The sequence below is a fragment of the Micromonospora sp. NPDC092111 genome (assembly GCF_044755745.1).
In the GTDB taxonomy this organism is placed as follows: Bacteria; Actinomycetota; Actinomycetes; order Mycobacteriales; family Micromonosporaceae; genus Micromonospora.
This window is the reverse complement of sequence record NZ_JBIVRQ010000001.1, coordinates 594,668-609,678: the sequence shown is the minus strand read 5'-3', so window position 1 is coordinate 609,678 and position 15,011 is coordinate 594,668. Positions and strand designations below refer to the sequence as shown.

Here is a 15,011-nt window from a genome sequence, read left to right as displayed (position 1 = left end):
CTGACTGCTGGCCGGCGTCCCCGATCCGTCCCCGGCGCCGCCGGGTGCCGCCGATCGGGGCGCCGGCAGCAGCCGACCGGTGCCCGTCGGCCGCGTACCCGCCGACGCCCCTCGGCCGCCGCGAGCAGTCAGCGCGGGGCCGACCTCGGACGCGTCACCCCCGCGACCGGCGGACCGGCGGTTTCTCCTGGCTGATCAGGTTGATCGCGGCGGCCTTGTTCACCGCGTCGATCCGGGACACCGCGCCCAGCTTGGTGAACACGTTACGCAGGTGCCGCTTGACCGTGCCCTCGGTGATGTCCAGCCGCCGAGCGATCTGGGAGTTGCTGTACGCCTGTGCCACCAGGCCGACGATCTCCACCTCGCGTTCCGACAGCACCTTGGCACCGGCATCGCTGACCTGCTCGAAGCTCTCCCGCGAGATGGACAGCATGATCAGGTCGGTCTCGGTGCGTACGCTGCGCAGCGTCGCGACGAGGTCGTCCCGGGTCACGGTCTTCAGCAGGTACGCCCGCGCGCCGGCGCCGAGCAGCTCCTTCACCACGGCCGGCTCGTCGAACATGCTCAGGATGATGATGCGGGTGGCCGGCGCCGCCGCCAGGGTCCGGGCGATGGTGGTGGCCGCATGGTCGCCCGGAATGCCCACGTCGAGCAGCATCACGTCCGGCCGGTGGGTGGCGGCGAGCGCCGCCGCCTCGGCGCCGGTGCCGGCCTCGCCGACCACGGTCAGGTCCGGCTCCATCGACAGCAGCTCGCGCAGGCCCTGCCGGAACAGCGCGTGGTCGTCGACGAGCAGCACCGTTGTCGACGCCTTGGCCTCGGGGGACGAGGTCATTCGGCGGTCCTGGCCAGTGGGATGAATGCCTCGATCCGGGTGCCGAGCCCCGGCCTGCTGTCCAGCAGGAGCTTGCCGCCGAGCAGTTCGACCCGTTCCCGCATCGAGGCCAGTCCACCTCCGCCGGTGGACCCACCGCTGTCCGGGTCGAAGCCCACCCCGTCGTCGCTGACCCAGGCCCGGATCTCGTGCGGTGCGATGTCGACGCGACTCACGACGGTGTTCGCCTCCGAGTGGCAGAAGGCGTTGCGGAGCGCCTCGCGGATCACCAGGAACACCTCGGCCAGCACCTCGGCCGGTATCCACGACTCGTCCCCGCTCACCGAGAGGTCGATCGTCGCGTTGCCCTCGGCCATGGCCTCGACGAAATTGTGGAGCGCCTGCTCCAGGTTGTCGAACCTGGATTCCAGCCGCAGGTCACTGGCCACGCCCCGGACCGCGTCCAGGGTCTGCACGCCGGCCTGGTGGGCGATGTCGATCTTGTCGCGAAACTTGTCGAGGTCGTTCTCGACGTACGTCCTGGCCAGTTCCAGGTTGCGGGTCACCACGCTGGCCGGCCCGCCCACCCGGTCGTGCAGTTCCCGGGCGGTCCGGCGCCGCTCGGCGAGCTGGACCTCGTGGACGCGGTCGAGCAGGAACGCGATGTACGCCTCGGAGGCCCAGCGGATCCGGGTCATGACGCTGCGCTGCAAAGCCTGGGTCGCGGTCCGGATGATGCACGTCGCGTCCGGCTGACCGGCCGCGGTCTCGATCACCGCGTCGAGCGCCGTCTCGAACAACTCGGCCGCGGCCCGCACCGAATCGACCGGGTGCAGGTTGCTCGGGGCACCGGCCGCGCCGGTCTGCCAGGCGAGGACGATAGCCGTCTCGTTGAGCTGGACCTGTCCGGTGCGGATGCTCGCGGTCACGTCGGCCAACACCTGCCGGGCCTGCGTCATCGCCTGGTGGAGAAGCGCGTCCTCCAGGCCCAACGGGCCGCAGGCTTCGAGGATGCGCTTGCGGAAGACGTCCAGCACCGTGTCGTGCCGGGCCTCGAACGCGCTCGCGATAGCGAACCCCGTGGCGAGCGCGCTTGGATCCATCGGTCTCTCACCCTTCGCCGGGACGTCCTCGGGAGAGACAAGTCTTTATCGCTCCGTGCCGGGTCGGCAAGATCCTATGGCACCTGATCAGACTAGTTAACCGTTTCGCGATGAACGGTTGATTGCGACGAATGAGTACCGGATCGCCGCAAGACTGAACAGCGCACCGCCGGTGAGCCAGACCGGATCCCACAGCAGCAGGTGCCACGGCAGGGCCGCCGCACCCAGCCCGGCGGGGACCTCGACCACCCCGGTCACGATCAGCAGATGTTGCGCCAGGTTCGCCGCGCCGTACAGCGAGAGCAGGGCGGCGGTGCCCCAGCCGGCGAGCAGCAGCATCCAGCGGGGCATCCAGCGGGGGCGTTCGCGGACCAGCGCGAGGGCGAGCGCCGCGGCGATCAGCTTGAGCACCGCGGTGGCCCACAGCAGGGCCACGAACGCCGGCTCCCGGGCCAGCGCCGGACCCTCCACCGCGGCGCCGATGGTGCCCGCACCGACCCGGCCACCGGCCGCCCAGTAGACGCTCAGCGCGGCGAACAGCAGCGCCCAGAGGCAGGCGCCGTATCCGGCCCAGACGCCGGGCCGGGCGTCGGAGCGCCGCGCCGGGTCGGCCGTACCGTCGTCACGCCGGCCGTCGGTGCTCGGTGCGGTGCCGCCGGTCAATGGTCCTCCCGTTCTGATGGGTGCGTCGGTTCAGCGGGGATCGTATCGGTGCCCGTCGGTCCGGTCGCGTGCGGCTTTGCCGGCAGGCTCGTCCGCCGGCCTCGAAGCGGCCTCTACCCTCGCTCGACGCCACAGCCGGCCTGCTCGAGGCGGCGTCGAGGCCGCCGCGAGGCCGCCACAAGGCGGTGGCTCGACGGTGGGAACCCGGCCACGCTGCGGATGACGGGGCGGCGCGCGACGCTCACCGCCCGGACGCGGCCCAAGGACTCACGAAGGACTCCTGGGTGATGAACCGACGGGTTGTGGTAACTGGGCTCGGGCCGGTGTCGAGCATCGGCATCGGCATCGACGCCTTCACTGCGGCACTGCGCGCTGGGCACAGCGGCATCACGCCGATCGCCAGCTTCGACACCACCGGATTCCTCACCGATACTGCCGGCGAGGTGCACGGGTTCGAGCCGCACCGCATGGTCACCCGGCTCGATCCCGCGCAGTGGGGCCGCAGCAGTCTCCTCGCCGCCGCCGCGGCCCGGCTCGCGCTCGACGACGCCCAGGCCACCGACGTACCGGACCGGTCCGACCGGGTCGGCGTCTGCATCGGTACGACCAGCGGCGAGTCTCAGGTGGTGGAGCGCCTCACCGAGCACTGGCTGGCCCACGGGTACCCCGACACGCCGGAGCGGCTGGCCCGCCAGCTACCCGCCGGACGGGTCGCCGAGGCGGTGAGCCGCGAACTGGGTCTGACCGGGACGACGCTGACCATCTCGACGGCCTGCGCGGCGAGCAACTACGCCCTCGGCTACGCCCTCGACGCCATCGCCACCGGCGAGCAGGACTACATGCTGGTCGGTGGGGCCGACTCGGTGTGCCGGTGGGCACACGCGGGCTTCTACCGGCTGGGTGCGCTCGCCGCCGAGCGGTGCGCGCCGTTCGACCGGGACCGCGCCGGGGTGATCACCGCAGAGGGTGGCGTCGCGTTGTTCCTGGAGAGCCTGGACTCGGCCCGGGCCCGCGGTGCCCGCATCTACTGCGAGGTGCTCGGTTACGGGCTCACCTGCGACGCCAAGCATCCGACCTCGCCGGACCCGACGAGCGTGGCCCGGTGCATGCGGCTGGCCCACCGGGACGCCGGCGTCAAACCCGACGAGGTCGACTTCGTCTGCGCCCACGGCACCGCCACCCCGGCCAACGACGCCGCCGAGTACGCGGCGGCACGCGAGGTCTTCGGCAGCCGGCTGCCGCCGATGAGCTCGGTCAAGTCGATGCTCGGCCACACGATGGGCGCGGCGAGCGGGTTCAGTGCCCTCGCCGGGGCGCTGGCCATCTCGTCCGGCTTCCTCGCCCCGACCATCAACCACGTGACCACCGACCCGGCGATGCCCGGCCTGGACGTCGTGCCCAACCAGGCGCGTCCCGGGCAGCCGCGAATCGTCCAGGTCAACGGATTCGCCTTCGGTGGCAACAACGCCATCACGATGCTGGGACGGCTGGCATGACCGTAACCACCGATTCGCCCACCGGGACCTTCGTGCTCGGGGTCTCCGGCTGGGGAGTGCTCTCCCCGTACGGGTGCGGCGCCGACGAGTTCACCGCCGGGCTGCGTACCGGGCGGGACGCCACCATCGACGCGGCGGAGTTGACCGACGAGCCGGCGCCGGACCCACGGGCGTACGCCCTGGCCGGGTTCCGGGCCCGCGACCACCTGGGTCGCAAGGGCAGCAGCTTCCTCGACCGGCGGACCGCCTTCGCGGTGCTGGCCTGCGGCCAGGCACTGGCCGACAGCGACCTCGTCGTCGACGACGACAACCGGGACCGGGTCGGCGTGGTGCTCGGTACGAACGTCGGCAGCCTCCAGTCGACCAGCGACTACAGCCGCGACACGCTGGTGCAGGACAAGCCCTACCTGGTTAACCCGATCCTGTTCCCCAACACCGTGCTCAACTGCGCGGCCGGTCAGGCGGCGATCTGGCACCGGCTGCGCGGGGTCAACGCCACCCTCGCGGGCGGCGGAATCGCGGCCCTCGCCGCGCTCCGCTACGCGACGACCCTGCTGCGGCGCGGCCGGGCGGAGGCGCTGCTGGTCGGCGCGGTGGAGGAGTACACCCCGCAGTCGGCGTGGGCCACCCACCGGGCTGCCCCCTCGCCGACGACCGTCGGCGGCGAAGGTGGGGCGGCGTTCCTGGTGGAGGACGCCGCCGCCATGCGGGCCGCCGGCCGTGACCCGGTCGCCGAGATCCTCGCCGTCGACCTCGGCCACACCGGCGGGCGGACCGACCCCGCCGCGGCGCTCGCCGAGCGGGTGCGCCGGGTGCTGCGCCAGGCCGGCGTCGCCCCCGAGGAACTCGCCACCGTGATCACGTCCGGGGCCGCCGGTGAGGAGGACGCGCTCGCGGTGGCGGTCGGCCCCGACGCGGTCCGCGTGCCGGTCACCGATCTCGCCGGCAACTGCCCGACCGCCGCCGGCGCGCTCCAGGTCGCCGCGGTGCTGGCCCATCACCGGGGCGCGCCGCAGCACGACGGCTGGCTCTCGCTGATCGTCGCCAGCACCGCCGACGGTTCCGTCGGCGCCGCCGTCCTGAAGGGAAACGGGCGTGGAACTCGCGATCACCGGTAGCGCCATGCGTACCAGCCTCGGCGACACCACCGAGACGTACCAGGCGCTGCTGGCCGGGGAGGACGGCCGGCAACCGCTGCGGTACGTCGCGCCGGAACGGGTCAACGTCCGGCACGGCTACCACGTCGACGCGACCGGCCCGGAGCGCCCGTACCGCGCCAGCGGCTGGCTGGCCGAGTGCGTGGCGGCGGCGGCCCGGGAAGCCGGCCTCGACTGCGCCCGGCAGCGCGTGGTCGCGGTGGTCGGCACCGGGCTGCGCGAGCTGCGGGCGGTGGAACGGTGGCGGGCCGACGGGCTGCCGGTGGAACCCGACGCGCTGCACTTCGGGGCCGCCGTACGCGGTGCCCTGCCCGGCGTCGAGGAGGTCGTCACCGTCTCCAACGCCTGCTCGGCCTCGTCCCACGCGCTTGCGCTGGCCGCCGACCTGATCCAGCTCGACGAGGCGGACGCGGTGCTGGCCTGCGGCGCGGACGCGATGACCGAGAGCATGCTCGCCATGGTCGGGCGGGTCGGCGACGAGTCCAGCGACGCGGTCCGGCCGTTCGACGCCGACCGGCGGGGAGTGCTGCTCGGCGACGGCGCGGTGGCCGTCGTGGTGCAGCGTGCCCCGGACACCGCCGCCGCGGTACGGCTGCGCGGGGTCGGCCTGTCGTGCGACGCGTACCACGAGACCGCACCCGACCCGGCCGGTCTGCGCGCCGCGATGACCGACGCGTACCAGCGGGCCGGCCTGCGCCCGGACGACGTCGGCCTGGTGCTGGCCCACGGCACCGGCACCGCGCTGAACGACCCGACCGAGGCCAAGGTGCTGGCCGGGCTCTTCGCCGACGCCCGCCCCGGACCACTGGTCACCGGAGTCAAGGGCGCCATCGGGCACACCTCCGGCAGCGCCGGGTTGATGAGCCTGCTCGTCGCCGTCGAAGCACTGCGCCACGGCCAGGTACCGCCGGTGGTGGGGCTTCGGACGCCGATCGCCGAGGCGGCCCCACTGAACCTGGTGATCGGCGGGCCGGTCGGCACCGACGCCACCGTGGCCCAGGTCAACGCGTTCGGATTCGGCGGCGTGAACGCCGTCTGCCTGGTGGAGGTGCGGCGTGAGCGGTGACGGTGTGACGGTCCAGGCCGCGGCGGTACACGTGCCCGGAATCGCCCCCGACCGGCTGGTCGCCTCGGCCACCGAGCCCGACTGCGGCCCCGACGAGGCACACACCCTGCTCGGCCGCAAGGGCCTGCTGTTCAAGGAGCCGGCGGTGCGGCTCGCGATGTGCGCCGTACACCGGGCGCTGGGCCTGCCGCCCGGCCGGCCCGCCGCGCCGCTGCCGGCCGCCGCCGGTACGGCCGTCGTGGTCAGCTCCAACCTCGGCAACGTCGCCACCGTCTGCGACATCGTGGACCAGGTGCGCGCGGGCGGCCTGCGTGGGGTGAGCCCGATGCAGGCGCCGAACGCGTCGAGCAACATCATCGCGAGCAGCATCGCCATCCGGTACGGCTTCACCGGCCCCAACCTGATGGTCTGCTCCGGCGCGACCGGCGGGCTCGACGCGGTACGGCTCGGCGCCCTGCTGGTGCGCAGCGGTCGGGCCCACCGGGCGATCGTGGTCGGCGCCGAACCGGCCGACGAGATCGCGGCCGGGCTGCGGGCCGTCGCCGGGACACCGCCGGGCCCGCCACACGGGATCGCCGCATGTGTGGTGCTCGTCGCGACCCAGCGGCCGGGCGGGGTGCGGTTGCGCTCGGTACGCCGGCACCGGACCCTGGAGGCGATCCCCGCGGACGCGCCGCGCACCATCCGGCTGACCTGCGCCAGCGGCCCGGACCAGGACCTTCCCGCCCTGATCGACGGCGGATACGGTGCGGCCGGCGTCCTGCGGACCGCGCTCGCCACCCGGTGGCTGATCGACCCGGCCGCCCGTCCGGCCGGCGTCGAGGACGCGGCCGAGGCGGTGGTGACCTGCGGCTCGGCCAGCGACGGATTCGCCACCGCCCGACTGTGCCGCGACGGGGCCGGCAGATGACCTGGCGGCTGCTCACCGCACCCGGTGCCGGCCCGCCGGACGGGCGCGGGCGGGTGGTGGCAGCGGTGCACGGCCTGGCCGACAACCGGACCACGTGGCAGCGGCTGGCCGTCGCGCTCGGCGCCGGCTTCCGCTGGTACGGCGTGGACGCCCCGTGGAGCGGCGACGCGGGCGGATCGTCGGTGGACTGGGCGGCGCCGTCGGCCGGACCCGCCCGGTGGCTCCGGCAGGCGCTGGCGGCCGTGCCCGAACCCGTCGACGTCCTTGTCGGCCACTCCTTCGGCGCCAACGCCGTGCTGGACCACCTGGCCACCCGGCCGGAGCCCACGGTCCGCGCCGCCGTGCTGCTCGCACCGCTGGTCCGCCCCGCCGCGCGGGCCCCGCACCCGGTGCTGGTCGCCCGTACCCGGGCGGCGATCCGGCAGGTGGTGGCCGACGGGCTGCGGATCCGGCTCGGCCGGCGAGCGGCGCACGTCGCCGACGACGTGTTCGCCGCGATGGTGGACAAGGCCGTCGCGCGGGTTCCCGACGGCGCCGCCCATGTCGTGCTCGACCGGCTGCTCGCCACGCCACGGCCCGCGCTGGGCCAGGTCAGCACCCCGACCCTGGTCCTGGCCGGCCGGGGTGACCAGCGGCTGGCCGGGGTGCGGGCCACCTCACTCGCCGTGATGCCCGAGGTGGACGTCCGCATCCGCCCGCACTACGGCCACTTCTGTCACATCACCCAGGCGACCGAGGTGGCCGCCGAGTGTGCCGAGTTCCTCGACCGCGTCGTGCCGGCATCGCCGCCGGCCGGTCCGACCATGGAGGTTTCCGCATGACCGCTGTCCTCGACGCCCGCCCGACCTCGTACCGTGGCCGGCCACGGTACGAGGGTGCCAACATCGGCACCTGGGTCGGCTTCAAACAGTTCGTGTACCTGGCCGAGGACGCGGTGTTGCAGCACTACCGCGACCGGGGGTTCGGCCCCGACCGGCTGTTCCACGAGGCCGGCGTCCAGTTGTCCATCGTGGAGCACTCGGTCCGGCTGCCGGGCCCGGTGTTCGTCGACGACGAGGTGCACGCCGAGGCGACACCCGCGCCGAGCGCCAACGGGTCCGAGGACTGCTTTACCGTCACGCTGACCGTCGAGCGGCACGGGCAGCCGGTGCCGGTGCTCAAGGGACGGGTGCGGGTCGCGTTCGTCGCGCCGGCCGGGACCACCGGCGCACCACCGGCGGAACTGGCCGGCCGGGTGGTGCCCGACCTGGCCGACCTGCGACCGTCGGCGGTGCCGCCGGCCACCCTCCGGTCGGGCTTCCTGTGGACCGAGACGATCCCCTACCCGTACTGCCAGTTCTCCGACCGGATGCAGCACTCCGGCTACGTCCGCGACCTGGAGGAGGTGGTGCATCGGTACCTCGCCGCGCGGGGCATCTCGATCCGCCGGATGCTCACCGAACGCAACTGGATCCCCGCCGTGACCCGCTCCCAGGTACGGCTCCTCGCCGACGCGCACCTGGAAGAGGAACTGCACACCGTCTTCACCGTCGACGACATCGTCAAGGACATCATGTTCACCGGCCGGATGGACTGCTACGTCGTCCGCGACGGCCGGATCGTGCACACCGCCACCGGGTCGATCACCCACGGGTACGGGGTGGCCGGCGGCCCGGACGCCGGTCAGGTCGCCACCATGGACGCGCAGACGCAGGCCGCGCTGCTGTGGAGCGCGTCGTGAGCGGCCGGCCCCGGGTGTACTTCTCGTTCCAGAGCCCGTTCAGCTGGATGGCGCTCCGGCAGCTCGAGGAGCGCGTGCCGGACTTCGCCGAGCTGTTCGAGTACGTCCCCTTCTGGGACCCCGACGCCCGGACCCGGGCTGGCCTCGACGCCCGGGGCGGGGACTTCCACTACACCGTGATGAGCAAGGCCAAACACCTCTACATCCTGCACGACACCAAGCGGCTGGCCGCCGGCTTCGGCTACCGCCTGGTCTGGCCGGTGGACGTCGCGCCCTGGTGGGAGCCGTCCGCGCTGGGCTGGCTGCGCGCCCGCGAACTGGGCTGCGAACGGCGGTTCTACCGGGTCGTCACCGAGGCCCGCTGGGACCGGGGCGAGAACATCAGCGACCCGGCCGTGCTGCGGATCGCGTGCGACGCGGCGGGGCTGCCCGGCGCGGAGCTGATGGCCGCCGTCGACGACGACCGGATCCGCGAACTGGGCGTGGCGGCGCTGGTGAACGCGCACCACGACGAGGTGTTCGGCATCCCGCTGTTCATCGTCGACCGCCAGCGCTACTGGGGCGTGGACCGGATCGCCGAGGTCGAGGCGGCGGCGTGGGCGCTGCGCGGCGCGGGTCCGGCCGCCGAGTCGACCGACCTGCTGGACAGCCTTCCGGTGGCGGCGCTCGCGACGGTCGGCTCGTTCGACCACGACGAGCCCGGCGGCTGTGGCTAGCCGGGCGGGGGAGGAGACGACAGTGCGCACCTGGCAGGGATCCCGCATCGCCGGACTCGGGTACTACCAGCCGCCCCGGGTACTCACCAACGAGCAGCTCTCCCAACTGGTCGACACCGACGACGCGTGGATCCGCAGCCGGGTCGGCATCCAGCAGCGGCACGTGGCGGACGGCCAGTCGGTGGCCGACATGGCGACCGCGGCAGCCGGCAAGGCCCTCGGCGCGGCCGGCATGCGGCCCGGTGAGGTGGACCTGGTGGTGGTGGCCACCTGCACGTCCATCGACCGGGTGCCGAACGTGGCGAGCCGGGTCGCCGCCAGCCTGGAGCTGGTGGGACAGGCGTGCTACGACATCAACACCGCCTGCTCCGGCTTCTCGTACGCGCTCGCCACCGCCGACCACGCGATCCGCGCCGGTGCCGCCGGCTCGGCGCTGGTGATCGGGGTGGAGAAGTTGACCGACTTCATCGACTGGCAGGACCGCAGCACCTGCATCCTCTTCGGGGACGGCGCGGGCGCCGCGGTGCTGGTCGGCGACGACGACCCGGGCGTCGGCCCGGTGGTGTGGGGCGGAGCCGCCCAACACGGGTCGGCGGTGCGGATCGAGGGCCGGTCGGCGCGGATCGAGCAGGACGGCCAGACCGTGTTCCACTGGGCCACCACGGCCCTCGCGCCGATCGCGGAGGAGGCCTGCCTGCGGGCCGGCATCAAGCCGGCGGAGCTGGCGGGATTCGTGCCGCACCAGGCGAACCTGCGCATCATCAACGCGATCGCCCGGGACCTCGGGGCCGAGCAGGCGGTCGTCGCCCGGGACATCGTCTCGTCGGGCAACACCTCGTCGGCGAGCACCCCGATCGCGTTGGCGAAGCTGGTGGAGCGGCGGGAGGTGCCCAGCGGGTCGCCGGTGCTGCTGCTGGGATTCGGTGGCGGGCTGACCTACGCCGGTCAGGTGATCCGCTGTCCGTGAGTCGCCGCCGTCCGTCCGGGCCCGCCCGGCGTCCGTCGCCCTCGGGCGTCGGGCGCCGGGCGGCGCCGCTTTGCGGGAAGGTGCCGGGCCGGTCGGCCCGGACCGGGCCGGGGCAGCGAGGCGGGCCGCGCCACCTGCGCGGGTGTGCCCAGGCGGTCGGTACCCGGCCGAGATCGTCGGCGGTTGGTCCGCGGTCCACGCCCCGCTGCGGTACGACGCCGGCCGGCCTCCGGTGGGGTCCGGCCCGGGGCGGCCTCTCGTGGCGGCCACCGGTGTCGTACGGGAGACAGCCTGCCCGGCCAGGCTCGAACCGGAATCGACCGTGGCTCGACGGCGACCGGTGGGCGTCCGCCCTCGACCCGGGTGCGGCTCGAGCCGGCCGCTAGCCGTTCCCGATCTCGATCCGAGGCCACCCCGAGCCGGGTGACAGACGGTGGGCAGGCGTTTCCCATCCGCCCGCCGCGTCGTCTGACTGAGCCGCCGGGCCCTCACCGAGCCGGACTGGGAGTAGGAGAGATGGACCACTTGAGTGGTAGTCGATGAGCCGTGAGGCGCTGCTGGGACGCCTGGCCATGGTCGGGCGGGCGATGCCGCGTACCCCGCTGGTGCAGCTACGTCACGACCGCCTGGATCTGTTCGCCAAGCTGGAGTACGTCAACCCGAACGGCAGCTCCAAGGACCGCTCGGCCTACTGGATCCTGCGGCGGGCCGTCGAGCGTGGCGACATCACCGAGCGGACCACCATCGTGGAGTCCTCGTCGGGCAACTTCGCCATCTCGCTCGCCTCGTTCTGCCGCTGGCTCGGGCTGAGCTTCGTCCCGGTGATCGATCCGAACGTCAACGCCAGCACCGAGGTCTACCTGCGCCGGCTGTGCGACCGGGTCGAGAAGGTCACCGAGCCGGACGGGACGGGCGGTTACCTCGCCACCCGGCTGCGCCGCGTGGAGGAGCTGCGGGCAGAACTGCCCTCGGCCTACTGGCCCAACCAGTACGCCAACCCGGACGCCATCGAGGCGCACGACCGGCTCACCGGCGCGGAGCTCTGCGCGGACCTGCCCCGGATCGACTACCTGTTCGTCGGCGTGAGCACCGGCGGCACGATCAGCGGCCTGTCCACCCGGCTCAAGCGGATGCAGCCGGACGCCTGGGTGGTCGCCGTCGACGCCGAGGGGTCGGTCATCTTCGGCGGCCCGCCGGCCCGGCGACGGCTGCCCGGACTCGGCTCCAGCATCGTGCCACCGCTGGTCGGCAAGGCCAGCATCGACGACGTGGTGATCGTGCCCGAGGTGGACGCCGTACGCGGCTGCCACCACCTGTTCGAGCGGCACGGCCTGTACGCCGGCGGGTCGACCGGCAGCGTCTACAGCGCGATCGAGCGGTACTTCGCCGACCACCGGGGACCGCGCCCGACCGTCGCCTTCCTGTGTGCCGACCGAGGCACCGGTTACGCCGACACCGTGTACGACCCGGAGTGGGTCGACCGGTTCGCCGCCGAACGCGACCGCGGCCAGTCCGTGGCGCTGGTGTGAGAGGAACCCAGAACAGCATGACCGACACCCATCCACCGACCGTCCGGCCGCTCACGGTGGTGACCGCGGCAGAGCTGGCCGCGGTCATCGAGGCCGACCGGTCAGCCTGCCTGGACGCGGTACGCCGCTGCTACCTGGTCCACGACGAGGCGGCCACCGCGCTGCCGCACAGCAGCTTCCTGCGCTTCCCGCAGCTTCCCCGGGACCGGATCATCGCGCTGCCCGCCTACCTCGGCGGCGACTTCGACGTCGCGGGCATCAAGTGGATCGCCAGCTTCCCCGGCAACACCGCCCACGGCATCCCCCGGGCGTCGGCGGTGCTGCTGCTCAACGACCTGGCCACCGGTCACCCGTACGCCTGCCTGGAGGCGTCGCTGATCTCCGCGACCCGTACCGCGGCGTCCGCGGTGCTCGGCGCCGAGGAACTGGTCGGCGGCCGGCAGGTCGGCAGCGTCGGTTTCGTCGGCACCGGCCTGATCGCCGAGCACGTCCGCCGCTTCCTGCGCGACCTGGACTGGCGGATCGGCGAGTACCGGCTGTTCGACCTCGACCCGGCGGCGGCCGAGCGGTTCGCCGCCACCCTGCACGCCGACGGGGTGGACGCGGCCAGGGTGGTCCCCGAGGCCGCCGAGGCACTCGGCGCCGACCTCGTGGTGTTCGCCACGGTGGCCGGCGAGCCGCACCTGCACGACCCGGCGCTGCTCGCCCACCACCCGGTGGTGCTGCACCTGTCCCTGCGTGACCTGTCGCCGGAGATCGTGCTCGCCAGTGAGAACTTCACCGACGACGTCGAGCACGCGGTGCGCGAGCGGACCTCGCTGCACCTGGCCGAACAGCGGGTCGGGCACCGCGACTTCGTCACCGGCACCCTCGCCGACGTGCTGCGCGGCCGGATCCGCCGGGATCCCGACCGGACCGCGATCTTCGCGCCGTTCGGCCTCGGCGTGCTCGACCTCGCCGTCGGGGCGTGGGCCTTCGACCGGGTACGCGCCGCCGGCGGCGGCCAGCCGATCGCCGACTTCTTCCCGCTGGCGAACTGATGCCCGCTCCCTGTCCGCACAACAGTCTCTGGGGTGGCACGTGGACCTGACGATCGAGGCCGAGGGGCTTCGCAAGACCTACGGCAAGCACACCGCCCTGGCCGGGGTGGACCTCGCCGTACCGGCCGGCACGGTGCTCGGCATGCTCGGCCCGAACGGCGCCGGCAAGACCACCATGGTGCGGATCCTGTCGACGCTGCTGGCGCCGGACGCCGGCACCGCCCGGATCTGCGGGCACGACGTGCTCCGGGAACCGCGCGAGGTACGCCGGCGGGTCGGCCTCACCGGCCAGTACGCGGCCGTGGACGAGTTGCTGACCGGCCGGGAGAACCTCGCCCTGGTCGGCGTCCTGCACCACCTCGGCCGGCGGGCGGCCCGGGCCCGCGCCGACGAACTGCTCGACCGGTTCCAGCTCACCGACGCGGGCGACCGCGCCGCCCGCACCTACTCCGGTGGCATGCGCCGCCGCCTCGACCTGGCCGCGAGCCTGGTCGCCGACCCGCCGGTGCTGGTGCTGGACGAGCCCACCACCGGGCTGGACATCACCAATCGCCGGACCCTGTGGACGATGGTCCGCGAGCAGGTGGCGCGCGGCACGACGGTGCTGCTCACGACGCAGTACCTGGAGGAGGCCGACCAGCTCGCCGACCGGATCCTGGTCCTCGACGGCGGACGGGTGATCGCCGAGGGCACGCCCGACGAGTTGAAACGCAAGGTCGGTGACGAGCAGCTACGGATCCGGCTGCGGGACGGCCGGCAGCGGCCCGAGGCCGTGACCGCCCTGGCCGCCGTCACCGCGCAGCAGCCGGTGCTCGACGACGACGGGGTGAGCCTGCGGCTGCCGCTGACCGACGGGCTGGCCGGCCTCGCGGCTGCGGCGGCGGCACTGGACACCGCCGGGATCGCCGTCGACTCGTTCGCCAGCCGCGCGCCGTCCCTGGACGACGTATTCCTCTCCCTGACCGGGCGGAGCACCGCCGAAAAGCCGGAGGCCGCGGCATGACCACCCTCGCTGTCGAGACCTCGGCCCTGGTGGGCCGCCACCTCCGTCACCTGGCCCGGATGCCGATGCGGCTGCTCGGCGTGACGGTGATGCCGGTCGCCTACGTGGTGATCTTCGGATATCTGTTCGGCAGCGTCATCGAGGTGCAGGGTGGCGGGTACCGGGAGTTCCTGATGGCCGGCATCTTCGCCCAGATGATGCTGACCAACCTGCAGCACACCGCGCTCGGCGTCGTCGACGACCTGGGCAACGGCATCGACGACCGGTTCCGCTCGCTGCCGATCGCCGGGCTCGCCGTGCCGCTGGCCCGGACCGTGGCCGACCTCACCCGGGTGGTGGTCGCCTGCGTCGCGATGGCGGTGGTGGGCTTCGCGATGGGCTGGCGGACCCACTCCGGCCCGGCGCAGGTGCTCGCCGGCTTCGGGCTGTTGCTGCTGCTCGGCTTCGCCGCCGCCTGGCTCGGGGTGCTCCTCGGGCTGCGACTGCGCTCCGCCGAGGCGGTCAGCGCGGTGGCCTTCCTCGTCGTCATGCCGATGACGTTCCTGTCCAACGCGTTCATCCCGCTGCACGGCCTGCCGGCCTGGCTGCGCGTGGTGTGCGAGTGGAACCCGCTGTCCGCCGTGGTCGCCGCCTGCCGGGACCTGTTCGGCAACCCGGGCTCGGCCGGCGACTCCCTCCCGATGCGGCATCCGGTCGCCGCCTCACTGCTGCTGATCGGCGCGCTGCTGGTGATCAGCGCGACGCTGTCCGCCCACGCGTACCGGGCCGCCGGCCGAGGTCGCTGACCAGCCCCGCCCGCCCGGTTCGCCCGAGCGCGGACCGGGCGG

Annotated in this window: 15 protein-coding genes; 12 read left to right on the top strand and 3 right to left on the bottom strand. The window is 73.6% G+C overall.

The features are described 5' to 3' along the window. Window positions 1–154: 154 nt before the first annotated feature. The 3 genes from ACIQG9_RS02480 to ACIQG9_RS02470 form a co-directional block, all read right to left on the bottom strand. The gene (locus ACIQG9_RS02480; RefSeq protein WP_400397707.1) at window positions 155–835 is read right to left on the bottom strand and encodes a response regulator; all 681 of its coding nucleotides are present in this window, start codon (window positions 833–835) and stop codon (window positions 155–157) included. After that, window positions 832–1,917, bottom strand: coding sequence for a sensor histidine kinase (locus tag ACIQG9_RS02475; RefSeq protein ID WP_400397705.1), 1,086 nt, complete (start codon window positions 1,915–1,917; stop codon window positions 832–834). Before ACIQG9_RS02475 ends, ACIQG9_RS02480 begins: the two co-directional genes overlap by 4 nt. 96 nt (window positions 1,918–2,013) lie before the next feature. Beyond that, complete coding sequence (locus ACIQG9_RS02470) at window positions 2,014–2,580, bottom strand: DUF3995 domain-containing protein (RefSeq protein ID WP_400397704.1); 567 nt, start codon at window positions 2,578–2,580, stop codon at window positions 2,014–2,016. Window positions 2,581–2,867: 287 nt separating this feature from the next. Between ACIQG9_RS02470 and ACIQG9_RS02465 the strand changes: the two genes are divergently transcribed. The 12 genes from ACIQG9_RS02465 to ACIQG9_RS02410 all read left to right on the top strand — a co-directional run bounded on the left by ACIQG9_RS02465 (window position 2,868) and on the right by ACIQG9_RS02410 (window position 14,969). Continuing rightward, entirely contained in the window at window positions 2,868–4,076 is a 1,209-nt protein-coding gene (locus tag ACIQG9_RS02465) for a beta-ketoacyl-[acyl-carrier-protein] synthase family protein (RefSeq protein ID WP_400397702.1), read from the top strand. Further along, a complete protein-coding gene (locus ACIQG9_RS02460) occupies window positions 4,073–5,194 on the top strand; it encodes a beta-ketoacyl synthase N-terminal-like domain-containing protein (RefSeq protein ID WP_400397701.1) in 1,122 nt (373 codons plus the stop codon). Before ACIQG9_RS02465 ends, ACIQG9_RS02460 begins: the two co-directional genes overlap by 4 nt. Next, entirely contained in the window at window positions 5,172–6,299 is a 1,128-nt protein-coding gene (locus ACIQG9_RS02455) for a beta-ketoacyl synthase N-terminal-like domain-containing protein (protein WP_400397699.1), read from the top strand. Before ACIQG9_RS02460 ends, ACIQG9_RS02455 begins: the two co-directional genes overlap by 23 nt. After that, a complete protein-coding gene (locus ACIQG9_RS02450) occupies window positions 6,289–7,209 on the top strand; it encodes a beta-ketoacyl synthase N-terminal-like domain-containing protein (RefSeq protein ID WP_400397697.1) in 921 nt (306 codons plus the stop codon). The genes ACIQG9_RS02455 and ACIQG9_RS02450 overlap by 11 nt, the downstream gene beginning before the upstream one ends. Next, complete coding sequence (locus ACIQG9_RS02445) at window positions 7,206–8,030, top strand: alpha/beta fold hydrolase (RefSeq protein WP_400397696.1); 825 nt, start codon at window positions 7,206–7,208, stop codon at window positions 8,028–8,030. Before ACIQG9_RS02450 ends, ACIQG9_RS02445 begins: the two co-directional genes overlap by 4 nt. Next, window positions 8,027–8,929 (top strand): thioesterase, encoded by a 903-nt coding sequence (locus tag ACIQG9_RS02440; protein ID WP_400397694.1) that lies wholly within the window; start codon window positions 8,027–8,029, stop codon window positions 8,927–8,929. The genes ACIQG9_RS02445 and ACIQG9_RS02440 overlap by 4 nt, the downstream gene beginning before the upstream one ends. Continuing rightward, window positions 8,926–9,645: a 2-hydroxychromene-2-carboxylate isomerase gene (locus tag ACIQG9_RS02435; protein WP_400397692.1), complete on the top strand. Its 720-nt coding sequence runs from the start codon at window positions 8,926–8,928 to the stop codon at window positions 9,643–9,645. The genes ACIQG9_RS02440 and ACIQG9_RS02435 overlap by 4 nt, the downstream gene beginning before the upstream one ends. A 22-nt stretch (window positions 9,646–9,667) precedes the next feature. After that, the gene (locus tag ACIQG9_RS02430; RefSeq protein ID WP_400397690.1) at window positions 9,668–10,612 is read left to right on the top strand and encodes a beta-ketoacyl-ACP synthase 3; all 945 of its coding nucleotides are present in this window, start codon (window positions 9,668–9,670) and stop codon (window positions 10,610–10,612) included. Window positions 10,613–11,151: 539 nt separating this feature from the next. Next, entirely contained in the window at window positions 11,152–12,141 is a 990-nt protein-coding gene (sbnA, locus tag ACIQG9_RS02425; RefSeq protein WP_400397688.1) for a 2,3-diaminopropionate biosynthesis protein SbnA, read from the top strand. Window positions 12,142–12,158: 17 nt separating this feature from the next. Beyond that, window positions 12,159–13,181 (top strand): 2,3-diaminopropionate biosynthesis protein SbnB, encoded by a 1,023-nt coding sequence (sbnB, locus tag ACIQG9_RS02420; RefSeq protein WP_400397686.1) that lies wholly within the window; start codon window positions 12,159–12,161, stop codon window positions 13,179–13,181. 40 nt (window positions 13,182–13,221) lie between these two features. After that, the gene (locus ACIQG9_RS02415) at window positions 13,222–14,184 is read left to right on the top strand and encodes an ATP-binding cassette domain-containing protein (RefSeq protein WP_400397683.1); all 963 of its coding nucleotides are present in this window, start codon (window positions 13,222–13,224) and stop codon (window positions 14,182–14,184) included. Beyond that, the gene (locus ACIQG9_RS02410) at window positions 14,181–14,969 is read left to right on the top strand and encodes an ABC transporter permease (RefSeq protein ID WP_400397680.1); all 789 of its coding nucleotides are present in this window, start codon (window positions 14,181–14,183) and stop codon (window positions 14,967–14,969) included. Before ACIQG9_RS02415 ends, ACIQG9_RS02410 begins: the two co-directional genes overlap by 4 nt. Window positions 14,970–15,011 lie beyond the last annotated feature (42 nt).